General features: G+C 58.4%; 21 protein-coding genes and 2 tRNA genes. 14 read left to right on the plus strand and 9 right to left on the minus strand.

The window, feature by feature from the left end:
* Nucleotides 1-332: 332 nt before the first annotated feature.
* Entirely contained in the window at nt 333-623 is a 291-nt protein-coding gene (locus ACR0L1_RS02170; protein WP_480856912.1) for a DUF1330 domain-containing protein, read from the plus strand.
* Between the two features lie 3 nt (nt 624-626).
* Here the strand turns inward: ACR0L1_RS02170 and ACR0L1_RS02175 are convergent, their stop codons facing one another.
* Entirely contained in the window at nt 627-3,152 is a 2,526-nt protein-coding gene (locus ACR0L1_RS02175) for an ATP-dependent helicase (protein ID WP_480503174.1), read from the minus strand.
* A 180-nt stretch (nt 3,153-3,332) separates the two neighbouring features.
* Between ACR0L1_RS02175 and ACR0L1_RS02180 the strand changes: the two genes are divergently transcribed.
* The 4 genes from ACR0L1_RS02180 (at nt 3,333) to ACR0L1_RS02195 (ending at nt 10,328) form a co-directional block, all read left to right on the plus strand.
* Nucleotides 3,333-5,108: a sensor domain-containing diguanylate cyclase gene (locus ACR0L1_RS02180; protein ID WP_480856914.1), complete on the plus strand. Its 1,776-nt coding sequence runs from the start codon at nt 3,333-3,335 to the stop codon at nt 5,106-5,108.
* Nucleotides 5,109-5,147: 39 nt separating this feature from the next.
* Entirely contained in the window at nt 5,148-6,284 is a 1,137-nt protein-coding gene (locus ACR0L1_RS02185) for an alpha-hydroxy acid oxidase (protein WP_480856916.1), read from the plus strand.
* Between the two features lie 146 nt (nt 6,285-6,430).
* Nucleotides 6,431-9,868, plus strand: coding sequence for a pyruvate carboxylase (locus tag ACR0L1_RS02190; protein ID WP_480503177.1), 3,438 nt, complete (start codon nt 6,431-6,433; stop codon nt 9,866-9,868).
* 76 nt (nt 9,869-9,944) lie between these two features.
* Nucleotides 9,945-10,328, plus strand: a complete 384-nt coding sequence (locus tag ACR0L1_RS02195; protein ID WP_480856918.1) for an MAPEG family protein — start codon at nt 9,945-9,947, stop codon at nt 10,326-10,328.
* A gap of 15 nt (nt 10,329-10,343) precedes the next feature.
* On the opposite strand, the gene ACR0L1_RS02200 is transcribed toward ACR0L1_RS02195, so the two are convergent.
* Nucleotides 10,344-10,640: a hypothetical protein gene (locus ACR0L1_RS02200; RefSeq protein WP_480503179.1), complete on the minus strand. Its 297-nt coding sequence runs from the start codon at nt 10,638-10,640 to the stop codon at nt 10,344-10,346.
* Nucleotides 10,641-10,644: 4 nt separating this feature from the next.
* On the opposite strand from ACR0L1_RS02200, the gene ACR0L1_RS02205 reads away from it, so the two are divergent.
* From ACR0L1_RS02205 to ACR0L1_RS02215, 3 genes are all read left to right on the plus strand, one after another.
* Nucleotides 10,645-10,719 (plus strand) — tRNA-Gly (locus tag ACR0L1_RS02205).
* 36 nt (nt 10,720-10,755) lie between these two features.
* Nucleotides 10,756-10,830, plus strand: a tRNA-Gly gene (locus ACR0L1_RS02210).
* Nucleotides 10,831-10,913: 83 nt separating this feature from the next.
* Nucleotides 10,914-11,780 carry a GNAT family N-acetyltransferase gene (locus tag ACR0L1_RS02215; RefSeq protein ID WP_170784086.1) on the plus strand — a complete coding sequence of 289 codons (867 nt, stop codon included), beginning with the start codon at nt 10,914-10,916 and terminating at the stop codon, nt 11,778-11,780.
* On the opposite strand, the gene ACR0L1_RS02220 is transcribed toward ACR0L1_RS02215, so the two are convergent.
* Nucleotides 11,777-12,016: an Lrp/AsnC family transcriptional regulator gene (locus ACR0L1_RS02220; protein WP_170769191.1), complete on the minus strand. Its 240-nt coding sequence runs from the start codon at nt 12,014-12,016 to the stop codon at nt 11,777-11,779. The genes ACR0L1_RS02215 and ACR0L1_RS02220 overlap by 4 nt on opposite strands.
* Nucleotides 12,017-12,171: 155 nt before the next feature.
* Here ACR0L1_RS02220 and hisB point away from each other — a divergent pair, with 155 nt between their 5' ends.
* Nucleotides 12,172-12,759 (plus strand): imidazoleglycerol-phosphate dehydratase HisB, encoded by a 588-nt coding sequence (gene hisB / locus ACR0L1_RS02225; RefSeq protein WP_170769190.1) that lies wholly within the window; start codon nt 12,172-12,174, stop codon nt 12,757-12,759.
* Nucleotides 12,760-13,398 carry an imidazole glycerol phosphate synthase subunit HisH gene (hisH, locus tag ACR0L1_RS02230; protein ID WP_480503180.1) on the plus strand — a complete coding sequence of 213 codons (639 nt, stop codon included), beginning with the start codon at nt 12,760-12,762 and terminating at the stop codon, nt 13,396-13,398. It begins immediately after the preceding gene.
* A 4-nt stretch (nt 13,399-13,402) separates the two neighbouring features.
* On the opposite strand, the gene ACR0L1_RS02235 is transcribed toward hisH, so the two are convergent.
* Entirely contained in the window at nt 13,403-13,801 is a 399-nt protein-coding gene (locus ACR0L1_RS02235) for a DUF2147 domain-containing protein (RefSeq protein ID WP_170784082.1), read from the minus strand.
* A 132-nt stretch (nt 13,802-13,933) separates the two neighbouring features.
* Between ACR0L1_RS02235 and hisA the strand changes: the two genes are divergently transcribed.
* Complete coding sequence (gene hisA / locus ACR0L1_RS02240; RefSeq protein WP_480856922.1) at nt 13,934-14,653, plus strand: 1-(5-phosphoribosyl)-5-[(5-phosphoribosylamino)methylideneamino]imidazole-4-carboxamide isomerase; 720 nt, start codon at nt 13,934-13,936, stop codon at nt 14,651-14,653.
* A gap of 1 nt (nt 14,654) precedes the next feature.
* Here the strand turns inward: hisA and ACR0L1_RS02245 are convergent, their stop codons facing one another.
* A complete protein-coding gene (locus tag ACR0L1_RS02245; protein ID WP_170769827.1) occupies nt 14,655-15,047 on the minus strand; it encodes a DUF302 domain-containing protein in 393 nt (130 codons plus the stop codon).
* 174 nt (nt 15,048-15,221) lie between these two features.
* Between ACR0L1_RS02245 and hisF the strand changes: the two genes are divergently transcribed.
* From hisF to ACR0L1_RS02260, 3 genes are read left to right on the plus strand one after another with little or no spacing between them, the layout of a single operon-like run.
* On the plus strand, nt 15,222-15,983 hold the full coding sequence (hisF, locus tag ACR0L1_RS02250) for an imidazole glycerol phosphate synthase subunit HisF (protein WP_170784078.1): 762 nt from the start codon (nt 15,222-15,224) through the stop codon (nt 15,981-15,983).
* Nucleotides 15,980-16,297 carry a phosphoribosyl-ATP diphosphatase gene (locus tag ACR0L1_RS02255; RefSeq protein WP_480856924.1) on the plus strand — a complete coding sequence of 106 codons (318 nt, stop codon included), beginning with the start codon at nt 15,980-15,982 and terminating at the stop codon, nt 16,295-16,297. The genes hisF and ACR0L1_RS02255 overlap by 4 nt, the downstream gene beginning before the upstream one ends.
* Before the next feature lie 32 nt (nt 16,298-16,329).
* Nucleotides 16,330-16,923, plus strand: coding sequence for a hypothetical protein (locus ACR0L1_RS02260; RefSeq protein ID WP_237217130.1), 594 nt, complete (start codon nt 16,330-16,332; stop codon nt 16,921-16,923).
* Nucleotide 16,924: 1 nt separating this feature from the next.
* Here the strand turns inward: ACR0L1_RS02260 and ACR0L1_RS02265 are convergent, their stop codons facing one another.
* From ACR0L1_RS02265 to rlmB, 4 genes are all read right to left on the minus strand, one after another.
* Complete coding sequence (locus tag ACR0L1_RS02265) at nt 16,925-17,395, minus strand: CoA-binding protein (protein ID WP_170769184.1); 471 nt, start codon at nt 17,393-17,395, stop codon at nt 16,925-16,927.
* 199 nt (nt 17,396-17,594) lie between these two features.
* Nucleotides 17,595-18,005 carry a YHS domain-containing (seleno)protein gene (locus ACR0L1_RS02270; protein WP_170769183.1) on the minus strand — a complete coding sequence of 137 codons (411 nt, stop codon included), beginning with the start codon at nt 18,003-18,005 and terminating at the stop codon, nt 17,595-17,597.
* A gap of 146 nt (nt 18,006-18,151) precedes the next feature.
* Nucleotides 18,152-18,307 carry a hypothetical protein gene (locus ACR0L1_RS02275; RefSeq protein ID WP_480856927.1) on the minus strand — a complete coding sequence of 52 codons (156 nt, stop codon included), beginning with the start codon at nt 18,305-18,307 and terminating at the stop codon, nt 18,152-18,154.
* A 124-nt stretch (nt 18,308-18,431) separates the two neighbouring features.
* Nucleotides 18,432-19,205, minus strand: coding sequence for a 23S rRNA (guanosine(2251)-2'-O)-methyltransferase RlmB (rlmB, locus tag ACR0L1_RS02280; RefSeq protein ID WP_480856929.1), 774 nt, complete (start codon nt 19,203-19,205; stop codon nt 18,432-18,434).
* Between the last annotated feature and the right edge of the window lie 6 nt (nt 19,206-19,211).

Consider the following 19,211-nt stretch of genomic DNA (forward strand, 5'->3'; position numbering starts at 1 on the left):
TTGAAAGCGCGCGGCGACGTCTCTCCTCCTCCCTGACGTCGCCGCGACTTAAACATACCGGGATCAGACCCGGACGAAGATACATCAGGGCTCTCCTCCTCCCTGCCCTGATGTTGAAAGCGCGCGGCGACACCTCTCCTCCTCCCTGGTGTCGCCGCGACTTAGACATACCGGGATCAGACCCGGGTTCAGATACATCAGGGCTCTCCTCCTCCCTGCCCTGATGTTGCAAAGAACGGCGGTTCCCCTCCTCCTCCCTGGGAACCGCCGTTTTTCTTTTTTCGGCCCATTTTGTATGGTGGTGGAGTGTTGGCTTAGTTCAGGAGCATTCCATGGCCGCGTATTTCATCGCTCAGATATCGATCCACGATCCCGACGGGTATCAGAAATATCTGGAAAGCTTCATGCCCATCTTTGATCGACACGGAGGGCGCCTGCTGACGGTCTCGTCAAAACCGGTCGAAGTGATCGAAGGCGTTTGGGAAAAAGATGGGATCGTTCTGATGGAGTTCCCCAGTCTCGAAGCCGCAAAGGCATGGAAAGACGACCCCGACTATATCGAGCTGGCCAAAATCAGGCAGAATACAGCCTCAGCCAATTTAGTTCTGGTTGACGGATTGTGACCGCTAAAACGGCACGTCGTCCTTGGCGGTCAGGAAACGCGCAACTACTTTTTTGACGCCTGCCTTGTCGAAATCGACCTCGACCTTGTCGCCCTCGATACCGATCACCGCGCCGTAGCCGAATTTCTGGTGAAAAACCCGCTCACCCAGAGTGAAACTGGCCACTGCGGTCGCATCAATCACCGTATTGCGGCTTTCGCGGGGCTGCGACATCCCATATTGCCCCTGCCGCGCCTGCATCCGCTTCCACCCCGGTGAGTTGTAGACATCCGCCTTTACCGCGCGTGTTTCAATGGTCGCTGCCGGTTGAGCACCGCCATAAAGCCCCGGAGGCGTCAACACTTCCACATGATCCTCGGGCAATTCGTCGATGAAGCGCGATGGCATCGCATTCTGCCACTGCCCGAACACCCGCCTATTGGCCGCGAAGGAAATCGTACAGACCTCTTCAGCGCGCGTGATGCCCACATAGGCCAGACGTCGCTCTTCCTCCAAACCCTTTAGGCCGGATTCGTCCATCGATCGCTGCGAGGGGAACAGACCATCCTCCCACCCCGGCAGGAACACGGCTGGAAACTCCAAACCCTTGGCCGCGTGCAGCGTCATGATCGAGACTTTGGCCCCGTCGCCGTCCTGCTCATTGTCCATGACCAGACTGACATGCTCCAAGAACCCCTGCAGGTTCTCGAAATTGTCCAACTGGTTGACCAGTTCCTTGAGGTTTTCCAACCGCCCCGGTGCCTCGGGCGTCTTTTCATTCTGCCAATGGGCCGTATAGCCGGATTCGTCCAACACGATTTGCGCCAGTTCGATATGCGAGACCTCGGGCTCACCAAACCGCAGCGGAGCACCGTCGTCGATGACCGAGTCATCCTCGACCTCGATCCGCGGCCCGCGCGTCATCGCATTCCAACGCGCCAGCCCCTCGATCAATTCGCGCAGCGCCTTGCCGCCTTTGCCCTTGATCAGCCCATTGTCGACCGCAATCCGCGCCCCATCGACCAGCGACACGCCATTTTCGCGCGCGGTCATCTGGATCGTCTGCTGCGCCTTGTCGCCCAAACCACGTTTGGGCGTGTTCACGATCCGCTCGAACGCCAGATCGTCGCCGGGGCTGACCACAAGCCGGAAATAGGCCATGGCATCGCGTATCTCCATCCGCTCATAGAACCGAGGGCCACCGATCACCTTGTAAGGCAACCCGATGGTCAGAAACCGATCCTCGAACGCGCGCATCTGGTGCGAGGCGCGAACAAGGATGGCGATTTCATCCAGATTCATCGGACGAATCCCACGCGTGCCACCCTGCAGCGCGTCGATTTCCTCACCAATCCAGCGCGCCTCTTCCTCGCCATCCCAATGGCCGATCAGGTTGACCTTGTGACCGTCTTCTGCATCCGTCCAAAGCTCTTTACCCAAACGGTTTTCATTGCCGCGAATGACGTTCGAGGCGGCAGCCAGAATATGCGGGGTCGAGCGGTAATTCTGCTCTAGCCGCACCACAAACGCGCCGGGAAAGTCCTTTTCGAACCGCAAGATGTTACCCACCTCGGCCCCGCGCCAGCCATAGATCGACTGGTCATCATCGCCCACGCAACAGATATTCTTGTGCCCCCCGGCCAGCAGTCGTAGCCACAGATATTGAGCGACGTTGGTGTCCTGATATTCGTCCACGAGGATGTATCGGAACCAGCGTTGGTACTGTTTCAACACATCCTCGTGCTGCTGAAAGATCGTGACCATGTGCAGCAACAGGTCGCCGAAGTCGACGGCGTTCAGCTCCAGCAGTCGGCGCTGATACGCGGCGTAGAGCTCAATGCCTTTGTTGTTATACGCTCCGGCATCTGCAGCGGGCACTTTGTCGGGTGTCAATGCGCGGTTCTTCCAATCGTCGATAATTCCGGCCAACATACGCGCCGGCCAGCGCTTGTCGTCAATATTTGCTGCCTGAATCAATTGCTTGAGAAGACGCAACTGGTCGTCGGTGTCCAGAATGGTGAAGTTCGATTTCAAGTGAAGCGCTCGATCGGAAACTTGCTCTTGTGGACGAGGAACTGGTCCAACATCATAGTTTGAGGCTTCTTGCATCCCCAATGGATCGACAAGCCCATCAGATTTGTCTGCGGCCGGAAGCACCTGACCATCTCCAACCAATTCCGCATGTCGGCGCAGCAGCTTGACGCAAATTGAGTGGAAGGTACCCAGCCAAGGCATTCCCTCGGCCGGCTGGCCCAACAATCGACCCACACGGTTTTTCATTTCGCGCGCGGCCTTGTTCGTGAATGTCACCGACAGAATCTCATTCGGGCGGGCTCGCCCGGTGCTGAGCAGATGCGCGATCCGCGCTGTCAGCGCTTTGGTTTTACCCGTTCCCGCCCCGGCCAACATCAGAACTGGACCGTCCAAACGCTCCACCGCCTCGCGCTGCGCGGGGTTCAAATCGTCCAGATAGGGGGAAGGTCGCGCAGCCATCGCGCGCGCGGACAGGGATGCGCCCTCGAAGGCGTCCATTTCGTCGGAACTGCTCATACCCGCAAACTACGCCGGATCAGTCCCGAGGGAAAGAGTTTGTTCACCCCTTGTTCGCAAAGAGTTTTGTAGAAGGTTCCAATCAATTCTAATCAACTCCTCTGATTTGCGCAGACAAAAGTTAACCTTCCGTCAAAGCTTGCACCTGATGCTTCCAGCCAAAGAAGTGGGAGCGCGAAAATGGAAACCAATACAGAAACAACCGGGGCATCCCGCTTGAAAATGGCCGCCATCATATTGACACTGCTGGCTCTGACCGCGGTGTCCGGCTGGGGAATCTATGCGGTGCCAACGCCGGTCGTAGATCGGATGCTGGAAGCAGACCTGCGCAAAGAAGCAACGCAACTGGGTAAACAGGTCACCTCGCATCTTGAGAATGTGGAAGCCACGTTCCAGACGGGATTTATCGGAACTCATGATCAGGAATTTCTGGAGCTGTTGCCAGCGACTTCGGACATCTACCGGTTTAAATTGTTCAATGCGGATGGCCGCGTGTTCTGGTCGACCCGGTCTGCGGATGTGGGGACCGTGAATTCCAAGCCCTATTTTCAATCCGTTATCCGGCAGGGAAATATCTACTACAAACACGAAGAAAAACCTTTGACCGAAGTCGACGACTATGAAGGAACGGCCATTCACGCCTCGGGTCCTGAAACCCGTCATGTGGCCGAAATCTATACGCCGATCATCCGCGACGGCGTGTTTCTTGGTGCGATCGAGTTCTATTCCGACATCACCGATGTTCGAAATCTGTTCATTGATCGTGTTCGCTTGTCGCTTTTCATTCTAAGTGCTGTTGCGCTTCTGGCCTTCAGTATCGTGACGCTGGTTGTCTATCGCAGCAACCGCCGACAGATGCGTAGCTTGCGCGGGCGTGCGGTGAAAGAGCGCCAATTGATGGATGAACAACTCCGGCTGGCCCGCGAAGTTCGGTTATTGGGCGAATTGAACGAGTGGCTGCAATCCAGCCAATCTCTGGATGAGCTTTTCGACATGGTTTCACGGTTTATGACGCATATCCTGCCCGAGGCCGAGGGGAGCGTATATGTCTATTCGAACTCCCGCGATGTGCTGGATGGCTGCGCCAGTTGGAACGGGGCAGAGCATAAGGCGCATATTCATCCCGAGGGCTGTTGGGGCCTGCGGCGCGGCCGCACCTATGAGTTCGGCGCGTCCGAAATTGATTTCGTCTGCGAGCACGCCGAACCGCATGATGGTCGCCCGTATTTCTGCTTTCCGATCCTCGCACATGGCGAAACTGTCGGATTGCTGCACTTGCGAGCGTTGGAGGGGCGTAAAGATTGCTTCCATTCCAGCAAGAAATTGGCTCAACTTTGCGCCGAACAGATCAGTATGGCGATTGCCAACGTGCGGATGCGTGATCAACTGCATGACCAATCTGTCCGCGACCCGCTGACCGGGCTTTTCAATCGCAGACACATGACAGAGACTTTGCGCAAATCCATCAACCGCAGCCAACAGACCGGTGCCCCGCTGAGCTTGATTGCAGTGGATGTGGACCATTTCAAGAAGTTTAACGACACCCATGGGCATGATGCGGGTGACATGGTTTTGCGGGCGGTTGGCTCGGCGCTGGAGCAAGGATGCGACCGGGACGAGGTCGCCTGCCGGATCGGAGGAGAGGAATTCATGTTGATCCTGCCGGACAATCGCCCAGAGGATACGGTAACCCGCGCAGAACACTTGCGTCAGGCGGTCGAGGCGGTCACGGTTCGCTACGGTGAAAAGGCGTTGCCGCGCATCACGATTTCGGTTGGCGTGGCCCACTATCCGGCCCATGGGGCAATGCCGCAGGATCTGATGCGCGCGGCGGACGACGCCCTATACGCGGCCAAGGATAAAGGGCGCAATCAGGTGCAGGTGGCCGGCGATGCGCAGAACGCACCAGAAGCTCTTCGTCCCGTGAAAACCGCTTTGGGCAAAGCAAAACCTTAAAATCCTTGCCGAATCGCCCGTTTGGTCAGATCAAACGGCATGGATTTACACAGCCTCTACCCCGGCATAGCCGACCTGAAACGCCGTGCGCAGCGTCGTATCCCTCATTTCGTATGGGAATATCTGGACAGTGGCACGGGAGTCGAAGCGACCCTGCGCAGGAATCGTGTCGGATTAGATCGCCTGGGGTTCGCACCTTCGATCCTGCACGGCCCAATCGAATGCGACACACAGGTGGAATTTCTGGGTCGCACCTATCCTATGCCTGTTGGCGTCGCGCCTATTGGGATGGCGGGACTGATCTGGCCGGACGCCGAGGGACTGCTGGCCCGTGCAGCCGCAGCAGCCGGACTGCCCTTCACGCTGTCGAATGTCGCCGCCCAAAGCCCCGAGGATGTCGCCCCGCATCTGGGCAATGACGCGTGGTTTCAACTGTATCCGCCAAAAGACCCGGATATCCGGCGCGACCTGTTGGACCGGGTTCGGCAAGCCGGGTTCTCAACCCTTGTACTGACCGCAGATGTTCCGGTTGCGTCCAGACGCGAACGGCAGACACGCTCCGGGCTGACCAATCCGCCGAAGCTTACACCAAAGCTACTGGCTCAGATCGCACAACGCCCGGCTTGGGCCATGGCCATGGCACGCAGCGGGCCTCCGCGTATGCGGACTTTGGACAAATATACCGACAACTCAAGCAACCTGCCTCCGACGGCGCATGTGGGTTACCTACTCAGAACTTCGCCGGACATGGAATATGTGCACTGGCTGCGCGATGCGTGGGACGGGCCGCTGATCGTCAAGGGCGTGATGCGCCCCGAAGATGCCGAGCCGTTGAAGCAAGCGGGGGTGGACGCGTTGTGGGTCTCGAATCACGGGGGGCGGCAATTTGATGGCGCGCCAGCCGGAATAGACGTGCTGCCCACCATCCGCGCGGCAACCGACCTGCCGCTAATCTTCGACAGCGGCGTTGAAGGCGGCCTCGATATCTTGCGTGCGCGCGCCTCCGGAGCGGATTTTGTCATGTTGGGACGGGGCTTTATGTATGCCCTGGCCGCGCTGGGTGCTGCGGGACCAGCGCATGTCATCGACATATTACGACAGGATCTGAAGGCCAATATGGGACAACTAGGAGCCCGAACGCTGGAAGAAATCCCACCAATTTTAACGTTGGATTGATGCTGCACCGCAGCATGTGTATGAAGAAAGCGCCACAAAAGGGCGTTTGCGAGCGTTAACATGCCGGTTCTACCCAGAACGACTGATATACGCGCACGTATTGTCCGCCTATCAACACGGCCAAACCACAAAGACCGGGACAGACAATGACCGACTTCAAAAAGATCCTGATTGCCAACAGGGGCGAGATTGCCATTCGCGTAATGCGCGCAGCCAATGAGATGGGCAAACGCACCGTTGCCGTCTTTGCAGAAGAAGACAAGCTGGGCTTGCATCGCTTCAAGGCGGATGAGGCCTATCGCATTGGCGAGGGGCTGGGCCCGGTTGCTGCTTACCTCAGCATTGACGAAATCATCCGCGTTGCCAAGGAATGCGGTGCAGACGCGATCCACCCCGGCTATGGGCTTCTGTCGGAAAATCCGGACTTCGTGGATGCCTGCGTGCAGAACGGCATCACTTTCATCGGCCCCAAGGCTGAAACCATGCGCGCCCTTGGTGACAAAGCGAGTGCCCGCAAGGTTGCCATCGCCGCTGACGTGCCGGTTATCCCCGCCACGGAAGTTCTGGGCGACGATATGGCCGCGATCAAAGCCGAAGCCGCCGAGATCGGGTACCCGTTGATGCTGAAAGCCAGCTGGGGCGGCGGTGGACGCGGGATGCGCCCCATCAACTCGGAAGACGAGTTGGAAGAAAAGGTTCTGGAAGGCCGCCGCGAAGCCGAAGCCGCCTTTGGCAATGGCGAGGGGTATCTGGAAAAGATGATCACCCGCGCCCGCCACGTCGAAGTTCAGATACTGGGCGACAAGCATGGCGAGATTTATCACCTATACGAACGTGACTGTTCAGTTCAGCGCCGCAACCAGAAGGTCGTGGAACGCGCCCCTGCCCCGTATCTGAGTGAAGAACAACGTGCGGAAATCTGCGAGCTGGGTCGCCGCATCTGCGCTCATGTAAACTATGAATGCGCGGGCACGGTTGAATTCCTGATGGATATGAATACCGGCAAGTTCTACTTCATCGAGGTGAATCCGCGCGTACAGGTCGAACACACTGTCACCGAAGAAGTCACCGGCATCGACATCGTCCAGGCTCAGATCCTGATCGCAGAGGGCAAGACACTGGCCGAAGCCACCGGCAAAGCCAACCAAGATGAGGTACAACTGAACGGTCACGCCCTGCAAACGCGCGTAACGACCGAAGATCCGCTGAACAACTTTATCCCGGATTATGGCCGCATCACTGCCTATCGCTCGGCCACTGGTATGGGCATCCGGCTGGATGGCGGCACGGCCTATGCGGGCGGGGTGATCACGCGGTATTATGACTCGCTGCTGACCAAGGTTACTGCCTGGGCGCCAACGCCCGAGAAAGCAATTGCGCGGATGGACCGCGCGCTGCGCGAATTCCGGGTGCGCGGTGTTTCGACCAATATTGCGTTTGTCGAGAATCTGCTGAAACACCCGACCTTCCTGTCGAATGAATACACCACCAAATTCATCGACGAAACACCAGACCTGTTCACCTTCAAGAAACGCCGTGACCGGGGCACCAAGGTTCTGACCTATATCGCGGATATCACCGTTAACGGGCATCCGGAAACCAAAGACCGCCCAATGCCACGCGCCGATCTGAAAGACGCGCGCCCACCTGCGTTGAAGGGTGAGCCCAAGATGGGCACCCGCAACCTGCTGGAACAGAAAGGTCCGCAGGCTGTTGCCGACTGGATGAAAGCGCAGCGCCAGCTGCTGATCACCGACACCACCATGCGTGACGGGCATCAGTCGCTGTTGGCCACCCGGATGCGCTCGATCGATATGATCAAAGTGGCCCCGACCTATGCTGCGAACCTGCCGCAGTTGTTCTCAGTCGAATGCTGGGGCGGTGCGACCTTTGATGTAGCCTACCGCTTCTTGCAGGAATGCCCGTGGCAGCGCCTGCGCGACCTGCGCGAAGCGATGCCGAACCTGATGACCCAGATGCTGCTGCGCGGCGCGAACGGTGTTGGCTACACCAACTACCCCGACAACGTGGTGCAGGAATTCGTCCGTCAGGCGTCGCAGAATATCGACGTGTTCCGCGTGTTCGACTCGCTGAACTGGGTCGAGAATATGCGCGTGGCGATGGATGCAGTCGTTGAGAACGGAAAGATCTGTGAGGGCACCGTTTGTTATACCGGTGATATTCTAGACCCGGATCGCTCGAAGTATGACCTGAAATACTATGTCGGCATGGCGAAAGAGCTGCGCGATGCAGGTGCTCATATCCTTGGCCTGAAAGATATGGCGGGTCTGCTGAAACCGGCCTCGGCCAAAATCCTGATCCGCGCGCTGAAAGAAGAGGTCGGTTTGCCGATCCACTTCCACACGCACGACACTGCTGGCATCGCAAGCGCCACCATTCTGGCCGCGTCCGAGGCGGGCGTGGACGCGGTGGATTGCGCGATGGACAGTTTCTCGGGCAACACCTCGCAAGCGACGCTGGGTACCGTGGTCGAAGCGCTGCGCCATACCGAGCGTGATACCGGTCTGGACATCAAAGCCATCCGCGAAATCAGCGATTACTTCGAGGCGGTGCGCGGCCAATACGCCGCCTTCGAATCCAGCCTGCAGGCCCCAGCCTCCGAGGTCTACCTGCACGAAATGCCCGGCGGTCAGTTCACCAACCTCAAAGCGCAGGCGCGCAGCTTGGGGCTGGAGGAACGCTGGCACGAGGTCGCCCAAATGTATGCCGACGTGAACCAGATGTTCGGCGATATCGTCAAGGTGACGCCCTCGTCCAAGGTGGTTGGCGACATGGCGCTGATGATGGTCAGCCAGGGCCTGACCCGTGCTGACGTGGAAAGCGCGGATACGGATGTGGCCTTCCCCGACTCGGTCGTGGACATGATGCGCGGCAATCTGGGCCAGCCTCCGGGCGGGTTCCCGGACACGATCATCAAGAAGGTGCTAAAGGACGAATCGCCCAACACCCAGCGCCCCGGCAAGGACGTGCCTGCGGTCGATCTGGAAGCCACCCGCGCAGATCTGTCCAAGCAGTTGGATGGCAAAGAGGTCGACGACGAGGACCTGAACGGCTACCTGATGTATCCCAAGGTCTTCCTGGATTACATGGGCCGCCACCGCACATATGGTCCAGTCCGTACTCTGCCTACCCGCACCTTCTTCTATGGTATGAATCCGGGTGAAGAAATCACAGCCGAGATCGACCCCGGAAAGACGCTGGAAATCCGGTGTCAGGCCATTGGCGAGACAGATGAGAACGGCGAGGTCAAAGTCTTCTTCGAACTCAACGGGCAACCCCGCGTCATCCGCGTGCCAAACCGGTTGGTGACCGCGTCCACACAGGCTCGCCCCAAGGCCGAAGCGGGCAACCCAAACCACGTGGGCGCTCCGATGCCCGGTGTTGTGGCCACTGTCAGCGTGACTTCAGGTCAGGAGGTAAAAGAAGGCGATCTACTGCTCACCATCGAAGCGATGAAGATGGAAACCGGCATCCATGCCGAACGCGACGCTGTGGTGAAGGCCGTCCATGTCCAGCCAGGCGGTCAGATTGACGCTAAGGACCTACTGGTCGAACTGGAATGAACGACCTAGTTTAGCTTCCAACTGGAGGGCCGCCCGGAAATCCGGACGGCCCTTTTCATGCGTCAGGGAGAAAAACATGCTGTCCATCACACCTATCTACGCCGCCGTCCTGGCGCTCATCTACATCGCTCTCAGCGGTTGGATCATCACTAAACGCCGTGGCCACAAGATCTCTTACGGTGATTCCGGCAATAGCGAGATGCTCAAGGCGATCCGAACCCATTCCAACTTCGTCGAATACACCCCGTTCGCGCTGCTGCTGATCGCCATGGTCGAGCTTCAGGGCGCAAGCGGCCTGCTCGTCAATCTGCTGGGGCTGAGTTTGCTGGCCGGGCGCGTCCTGCATGCCTATGGGTTCGGCAAAACCCCGCAGATCGTTATCTTTCGACAGCTTGGTATGGTGCTGACATTCACCGCTCTTCTGGTCGCCGCTCTCGCGAACCTTGTTCTGGCGCTTTAGCCGCTGTTGCCGGGATCATCCCATCAGAACGCGTGTTTCAATCTTCGGAGCTTTCATAAGCTCCGGTTCCGCCTCGCCCAACCGGTCACCGTCCTGCACGCAAAATGCAGATGTCAAAACAATCAATGCGGCTAACAACGCCATTTTCATGTCTGCTATACGCGTCATATCCTCTGCTCCATCCTGTTGGTTTTGCAACGCTCTATGACTTGAACACGTCAGACCGGCATTTCCGTCGAAAGATTTTTCCTTTTTTTTGTATTTTTCCGCTTGCAGCCCCGCGTGGGAATTTATACATCCCTCCTCACTCAACGGCGCGGGCGTAGCTCAGGGGTAGAGCATAACCTTGCCAAGGTTAGGGTCGGGCGTTCGAATCGCCTCGCCCGCTCCATTGAGAGGTCTCCGGACCAAAACATATGTATCTGATGCGGGCGTAGCTCAGGGGTAGAGCATAACCTTGCCAAGGTTAGGGTCGGGCGTTCGAATCGCCTCGCCCGCTCCAGATACAGCATTTTTTCAAACTTTACTGGTGTCTTGCGGGATGTTGCGTCATTCTGAGGTCGTTAACGATTGCAGGATGTTATTATGTCCAACTACACCATCCGCCCTCTGACCGAGGCGGAAGTCAAACAAGCCGTGGACTGGGCTGGCCGCGAAGGCTGGAACCCCGGGGTCCACGATGCCGAGTGTTTCAGGCCCACAGACCCCGACGGATTTATGGGCGGTTTTCTGGATGGGGAGATGGTCGCTTCGGTCTCAGCCGTGAATTACGACGATGCGTTTTCCTTTCTGGGATTCTACATTGTCCGACCGGAATATCGCAGCCATGGTCACGGGCTTGAAATCGCAGGCCACGCGCTGGCCCATTGCGAAGGCCGCAATATGGGGCTGGATGGAGTGGTCGAACAGCAGGACAACTATCGCAAATCCGGCTTCACATTTGCCTACAACAACTACCGCTTCGGCGCGCGGGTTCGGGATGTGCTGCCCAAGCTGGGGCAAGTTCTGGGCAATGGTGTAGCCTCGCTGTCAACCGCCAGCGACGCTCTCAAAGCCTATGACCGCCAACTGTTTCCAGCGGCGCGCGACAACTTCCTGCAAAGCTGGCTTGGGGCCACCAGCCATATCTCTCGGGTTTATACCGAGAGTGGCCAGATCAGGGGCTATGCCACCCTGCGCCCCTGCAAGACGGGCTACAAGGTTGGCCCGCTGTTTGCCGACGACGCTGCAATAGCGCAGGCGCTGCTGGCAAGCCTCTTGGCAGCCATTCCCGTGGATCATCGCGATCACGATGTCTTTGTCGACATGCCGCAACCCAATGTGGCAGCATTCGCCATGGCCGATCAACTGGGATTGGACAAAGTGTTCGAAACCGCGCGGATGTATTCCGATCACGAACCGGATATCGACCTCAGCCGGATCTTCGGCGTGACAACGTTTGAACTGGGTTAGAACGCCTTGAACGTCATTGTAGTCAGTGATCGTTCGATGCCGGGAATCACCAGAAGATTTTCGTTGATGAAATGGCCCACATCCTCTGCCTCGGGGATGTAAAGCTTCAGCAACAGATCGTATTCGCCGCTGGTCGAGTACAGCTCGGAGTGGATTTCGCGCAGAGCGATTTCTTCGGCCACTTTGTAAGTGGTGCCGGGTTTGCAGCGGATCTGGATGAAAACGCAGGTGGACATGGGCCGGACCTTGTTGGTTTGAGTTGCTCGCAAGCTGGCACGGGGCGGGCCGGGGTGCAATCCCCTGCAACAGATTGCGGCGAATGCTGCATGCGCTCTGGATATGGCCGCCCTACCCCGTCTATAAGCGCGCCTGTAGCAAAAGGAATTCGCCCATGCGCAGCGCAAAGATCAGCCGTCAGACCGCCGAGACCGAGATCACCGTCGAGGTCAATCTGGATGGCACCGGCACCTATGACAATCAGACCGGTGTGGGGTTCTTCGATCACATGCTGGATCAGCTGGCGCGTCACTCGCTGATCGACATGACCATCCGCGCCAAGGGTGACTATCACATCGACGACCACCACACGGTCGAGGATACCGGCATCGCGCTGGGTCAGGCGCTGACGCAAGCACTGGGCGACAAGAAAGGCATCCGTCGGTACGGCGAATGCCATCTGCCTATGGATGACGCACAGGTGCGTTGCGCGCTGGATCTATCGGGCCGTCCGTTCCTGATCTGGAACGTGGACCTGCCGACAGCCAAGATCGGCACGTTCGACACCGAGTTGGTGCGCGAATTCTTTCAAGCGCTCAGCACCCATGGCGGCGTCACGCTGCATATTGACCAGCTGCACGGTTTCAACAGCCACCACATCGCCGAGGCCGCCTTCAAGGCCGTCGCCCGCGCCCTCCGCCTGGCGGTCGAGACCGACCCGCGTAAGGCGGATGCGATTCCGTCCACGAAAGGCGCGCTGTAAATGCTGACAGCGATCATCGACTACGAAAGCGGCAACCTCCACTCGGCCGAAAAGGCGTTTCAGCGCATGGCGCGGGAATTGGATGCGGGTGAGGTTGTTGTGACCTCGGATGCAGATGTCGTAGCGCGCGCCGACAGGTTAGTCTTGCCCGGTGACGGAGCCTTTCCGGCCTGTGCGGCCGAACTGCGTGGGCACAAGGGTATCCACGACGCTATGGTTGAAGCGGTGGAGCAAAAAGGTCGCCCGTTTCTGGGCATTTGCGTCGGGATGCAGCTGATGGCGTCAACGGGCCACGAATACACTGACACCGACGGACTGGGCTGGGTTGCGGGCGATGTTGTGCGGATTGAGCCGTCAGACAGCGCGCTGAAAGTGCCGCATATGGGCTGGAACGATCTGGTGCTGGAAAGCGATCACCCGGTGTTTGACGGAGTGGAATCCGGCGATCACACCTATTTCGTCCATTCCTACCACTTCAGGGTCACCGACCCGGCGCAGCGTCTGGCTTATGTGGACTATGGGCAGGAGGTCACGGCCGTGATCGGCCGTGACACAATGGTTGGAATGCAGTTCCACCCTGAAAAAAGTCAGGATGTGGGGCTGCGCATGATCGGAAACTTCCTAACCTGGGCCCCATAAGGGCTTACTGAACGCGCGACCAGGTCTGGCCGCGGCAGATCAGACCACCCGCGACACAGCCTTTGACGGTCAACGAGTTGCCGCTCAGCGCCATTTTCGAGTTATACGTTTTGTCGCGGTCCGGTGCCCAGATCTTACCGTTGTCATAGGCTCCGCCACCTTCGGGAATCATGTCCCAGATCATCTGTTTGCCGTCATGCTCGTAGTTCAATACCTGGTTGCCTGACGCATCAAAAGCGCTATCGATGGTGCCGCAGATTGCGCTGCCGCACTCGGCAATCGACACGTGCAGATATTCGCCGTCATCACCGGGCTCTGTTTTCCAGATGCCATCTACAGGATCGGCGGACGCGACGGTTGCCAGTGCCGTCAGGGCTGCTGCCGCAAGGATCGTGTGTTTCATAGAAATCTCCCTTTTACCCCCATAGTCTGTCCCGAATATCGGTCTGTGAGCAACTATGACCCCGCGTCGCGTTGCATCCCCTACCTGCCTTGTGCGATATCCCGCCACAACGACAGTGAAAGAAGGCCCGATATGATCCTTTACCCCGCCATCGACCTCAAAGACGGCCAGGCCGTGCGCCTGTTGCGCGGTGAAATGGAGAAGGCAACAGTGTTCAATGACGACCCCGCGGCGCAGGCTAAAGCCTTTGTCGATGCCGGGTGCGAATGGCTGCATCTGGTTGATCTGAACGGTGCTTTTGCCGGTGAGCCGGTCAATGCTGCTCCGGTCGAGGCGATTCTGGCCGCCTGTAAAGTTCCTGCGCAGCTGGGCGGTGGGATTCGTGACCTGAAAACGATCGAAACCTGGATCAGCAAGGGGCTCGCTCGCGTGATTCTGGGCACCGTGGCGGTCGAAAACCCCGATCTGGTCCGCGAAGCGGCGCGCGAATTCCCCGGCAAGGTCGCCGTGGGAATCGACGCACGCAACGGCATGGTCGCCACCAAAGGCTGGGCCGAGGAAACAGACGTGCAGGTCACAGACCTTGCCCGCAGTTTTGAAGACGCAGGCGTCGCGGCCATCATCTATACCGATATCAACCGCGACGGCGCGATGCAGGGCCCGAATATCGAGGCGACAGCTGCCCTCGCCCGCGCCGTATCGATCCCGGTGATCGCTTCGGGTGGTGTCAGTTCGTTGGACGATCTGATCGCCCTGCGCGATTGCGGCGTAGAGCTGAATGGCGCCATCTCGGGCCGTGCACTCTATGATGGCGCGATTGACCTGAGCGAGGCCATTCGCGCCCTAAAGTGACTTACTGTGCGGCAGCGGCGGTCAGCTTGGCCAGCGCGCCGCGCATCTTTTCGACGACGGGCGCGTTAGAGACGCCATTCAAATCGTCCAAGGTCTCTTTCGGGTCCTCATAGGCCAGCCAGACCTGCCCCTCGGCGTCCTCATAAGCCTGAACCTTCAGCGGCAGGAACAGCCCGGCGCGCGGATCGATCTGCATGGCGGGCGTGCCCAGCGCAGGGTTGCCGAAGATCAGCACCTGATTGGCTGGAATTGGCGTGCCCACCTTCTCGGCCCCTGCGGCGTGGTCAACGCGGGCAAAGACCGTTGCGCCTGCATTGCCAACGGCAGCCTCGAGCGCGTCCAGCGCCTCGGTCACGGATTTGTCTGTTTCAACTTTGATAATGTCGTCTGCCATGGCGGACAGTGCCCCTCCGAATGTGAGTATTGAAGCCAGAATAAGATGTCGCATCTCGATAATCCTTTTCATGAATTTCGTCCTTAATTTCCACGGCTTCGCGGCAGATCACAATCACAAGTCTGGCATCGGCGGGGCTTTGCCGTTACAGGTGCGCCAACAAAGGACATCGCCATGCTGAAAACCCGCATCATTCCCTGCCTGGACGTCGCTGATGGCCGCGTAGTCAAAGGCGTAAACTTCGTGGGTCTGCGCGATGCCGGCGATCCGGTGGAATCGGCCAAAGCCTATGATGAGGCTGGTGCGGATGAGATCTGTTTTCTGGACATCCACGCCACCCATGAAAACCGAGGCACCATGTTCGATGTAGTGCAGCGCACCGCGGAACAGTGTTTTGTCCCCCTGACCGTGGGCGGCGGCGTGCGCACCAAGGATGACGTTCGGGCGCTGCTGCTAGCGGGGGCGGACAAGGTCAGCTTCAACTCGGCCGCCGTGGCCAACCCCGCTGTCATCGCCGAAGCAGCGGACCAGTTCGGCAGCCAGTGCATTGTCTGCGCCATCGACGCCAAAACCGTCAGCCCCGGCAAGTGGGAGATTTTCACGCATGGCGGTCGCAAGCCCACTGGTATTGACGCTGTCGAGTTTGCCAAAACCGTTGTCGCCAAGGGCGCGGGTGAGATTCTGCTGACTTCGATGGACCGCGACGGCACCAAGGCGGGGTTCAACCTGCCCCTGACCCGCGCGATTTCCGATGCGGTGGACGTGCCGGTGATCGCCTCGGGCGGGGTCGGCAATCTGGACCATCTTGTCGAAGGCGTGACCGAAGGCGGGGCCAGCGCCGTCCTGGCAGCCTCGATCTTCCATTTCGGCGAATACACCATCCGCGAGGCCAAGGAACACATGGCCGCCGCAGGCATCCCGATGAGGCTGACATGAGCATACTGCACGATCTGGCCGCCACGATTGAGTCCCGCAAAGACGCTGACCCCGACAGCAGCTGGACCGCCAAGTTGTTGGCGAAGGGCCCCGAAAAATGCGCCGAGAAGTTCGGAGAAGAGGCCATCGAGGCGATTATCGAAGCCACCAAAGGCGACGTGAAAAAGTTGACGTCAGAGGCTGCGGACGTACTGTATCATCTGCTTGTCATGCTGGCGGCCCGCGACGTGGCGCTAGACGATGTGCTGGCTGAACTGGCTCGCCGTCAAGGCATCAGTGGCATCGCAGAAAAAGCTGCGCGTTCAAAGGGGTGACGACCGTCACAATCGCGCTTTAAGATGGCTGCATGACCCTTCGCTTAGGAATCTTGGCGCTGATCAGGCCGATTTTGTTCATGCTGGCCCTTGTTGTACTGGGCGCTTGCGCGACCGCTCCTCGGTCGACGCCGGAGGATGTGCAGCGTTTGGCCACTGAAATACGAAGCCTCGGGCCGGGCATCGACCCTGAAGAGGCTGACCGGGCGGCCCAGATCGCCTATGCCTATACCGCACAGTTGGCGCAGGAATATCAGATCACCGATCCTCCGTTGATCCATAATGCCAAGGTCAACAAGGGCCTGCGTCCCCGCGGGCTGTGCTGGCACTGGGCCGAGGACATCGAACGCCGCCTGGATCAGGAACAGTTCCGAACGCTTGAGATGCACCGCGCCATTGCGAATGCTGACAACCCATTTCGAATTGACCACAGCACAGCGATCATCAGCCGCAAGGGCGAGACGATGTATGACGGCGTGATTCTGGACCCCTGGCGGTATGGTGGCGTCCTGTTTTGGTCCCCCCTGCCCGAGGACACCCGATATGACTGGGTCCCGCGCGAGACCGTTCTGGAAAAACGACGCGCCGAACAATACGGTGCACTGCTGCCCTATGCAGGCGAATAGCTCAAAGCTTGGATGAGATCACTCCGGTGGCGAACCCACCCATACGCAGCTCTCCGAACAGGCGTTGGTATTCGATCTTGGGGCAACGGCTCATCACAACATCAACCCCGCGCGCCTGCGCCTTGGCGGCCGCTTCGGGATGTTCTACGCCGATCTGCATCCAGATCGTGCGCAGGTTCGGGAAGGCGTCCAACGCCGCGTCGACGATCGGGGGAACCGCCTCGGACCGGCGAAAGATATCGACCATATCGACCGGTTCGTCGATTTCAGACAGGGACGCCCGCACCGTATTGCCGAACAAGTCTTTGCCCGCATGTCCGGGATTGACCGGAATGACCGTGTAGCCTTTCAACGACAGGTAGCGCGCCACGTAGTAGCTGGGGCGCACAGGATTCATCGACACACCAACAACGGCCACTGTCTTGGTACGTTTCAGGATGTCAGTCAGGAAAGCATCGGTATAGTCGGTCATGCGGCCACCTTATGCGCCAAGGACCAAAGAAAAAAGCGCCCAGGTAAAGACCTGGGCGCAAGGTGTTGGAACGAGGGACAGTGAAATGACCCGCGGCAGTTCCGTTCCGCGGTCACTGTGACATTTAAGCATGTCTTGGTTAAAAAAAAGAGGGGGAGCGCATTTTTGTGATGACAGATCACGAAAAGCGGAACTTCGCCTAGTTTTCGTAAAGGACAACGGGCCAATGCGCCTCGGCCATTTCGATGTAACCGGCAGTATCCTGTATCCACATACGCTCAATCTCGCGCGAGTGAGTCAAATAGAGCCGCCCGTCAATCACACGCCACAGGGCTGGGTCGGTACTGACCAGCTCACCCTGTGCCATCGCATAGGCGCAATAGCCGCCGAATTGCGGGGCGTAGGCCCGTGGGTTCATTTCAAACGCGGCTTGGTTTTCGGCTGTTGCAAAGTGCCATTCAGCCCCTTTCCACACGACCGAATACTCTGGCAGACCGCGAACAGGTGCACCATCCCCGAAATAGGACACCACATCATAGCCGGCCATAGCTGCGCCGTCCGTTTTGTAGAAAACGGGCAATTCCTGCGCAAACGCGGCAGGAGCAATCATAGCGGCACAAATTGCACCAAAGAGAAAACGTCGGTTCATCATCATAGCGCGTTCATTAGAAAGTCAGGGTATCAAGATGCAATTCTTTAACGCATCTGAAACCCCAATTAACGCGGATGTGAACGGTCGTGCCCGAATAAACTGAGTTAGTCGAAAATATCCTCTATCACATCCCACGCCTCATCGAACACGCGCGAGAATACGCCCTTTTTCTTCTTTTTGGCTTTCCGTGGCTTTTCGTATCTGCGATCCGGTTTGGGCTCGGGCAGTTTGCGCTTGGGCACCATTTTCAGGTCGTGCAAGGGGGCGCCGCAGCTTGAGCAACTAAGCTCATGGCGCTGCTTGCCTTTCAGCACCAATGCGGCCCGCGTGCCGCAATAGCAGCAGGTGGCAATTTTCGAAGGGGTGGAAATGGCGCGCTCCTGTCTATCTGTGTCTCGATGCATATAGGGCAATCGCCGCCGCATTTGAGACGTTCAGAGACCCAAAACCACCCGCCGCGTCGATTTTCACCAGATGATCCACGGTTTCTTTGGTCTTTTGCCGCAATCCCGGCCCCTCAGCCCCCAGCACCAAGGCGACCGGCTGGTCGAACCGGCCATCCAGCGTCTCTTCAATTGTTTGCTCGGCCTCTCCGTCCAGGCCCAGGACCAGAAAACCCATATTCTGCAGCTCGACAATGGTATCGGCCAAATTGCGCATGCGCAGGTAAGGTTGCCGCTCCAACGCGCCGCTGGCCGTTTTGGCCAAAGCGCCAGTTTCCGGGGCCGAGTGATGCCGCGTGCCGATGACCGCACTGGCCCCCAGGACCTCGGCCGAGCGCAGAATCGCCCCCACGTTATGTGGGTCGGTTACACGGTCCAGCAGGATGACACGCGGGTGTTCACGCCCGATACAGTTCTCGGCCAATCCGCCCCAGTCCAGCGGCTTGACCTCAAGCGCCGCGCCCTGATGTACCGAGCCGAGATCGATTGGAGCCGTAAATTTTCGCGGATCGACCATTTCGGCCTCGACCCCTGCAAATTCAATGGCTTCGTTCAACTTGTCACGGGCATTCCGGGTTACGATCAGGCGCAGTTTCTGTCGTTTCGGGTTCATCAGGGCATCGCGCACAGCGTGCAGGCCGAACAGCCACACGGTTTCAGAAGCCGCCGCCTTGCGCGCCTGTTCCTTTTCAACGACCCACTTGGGTTTCTTCATTTCTTG

The organism is Ruegeria sp. J8 (assembly GCF_056531925.1).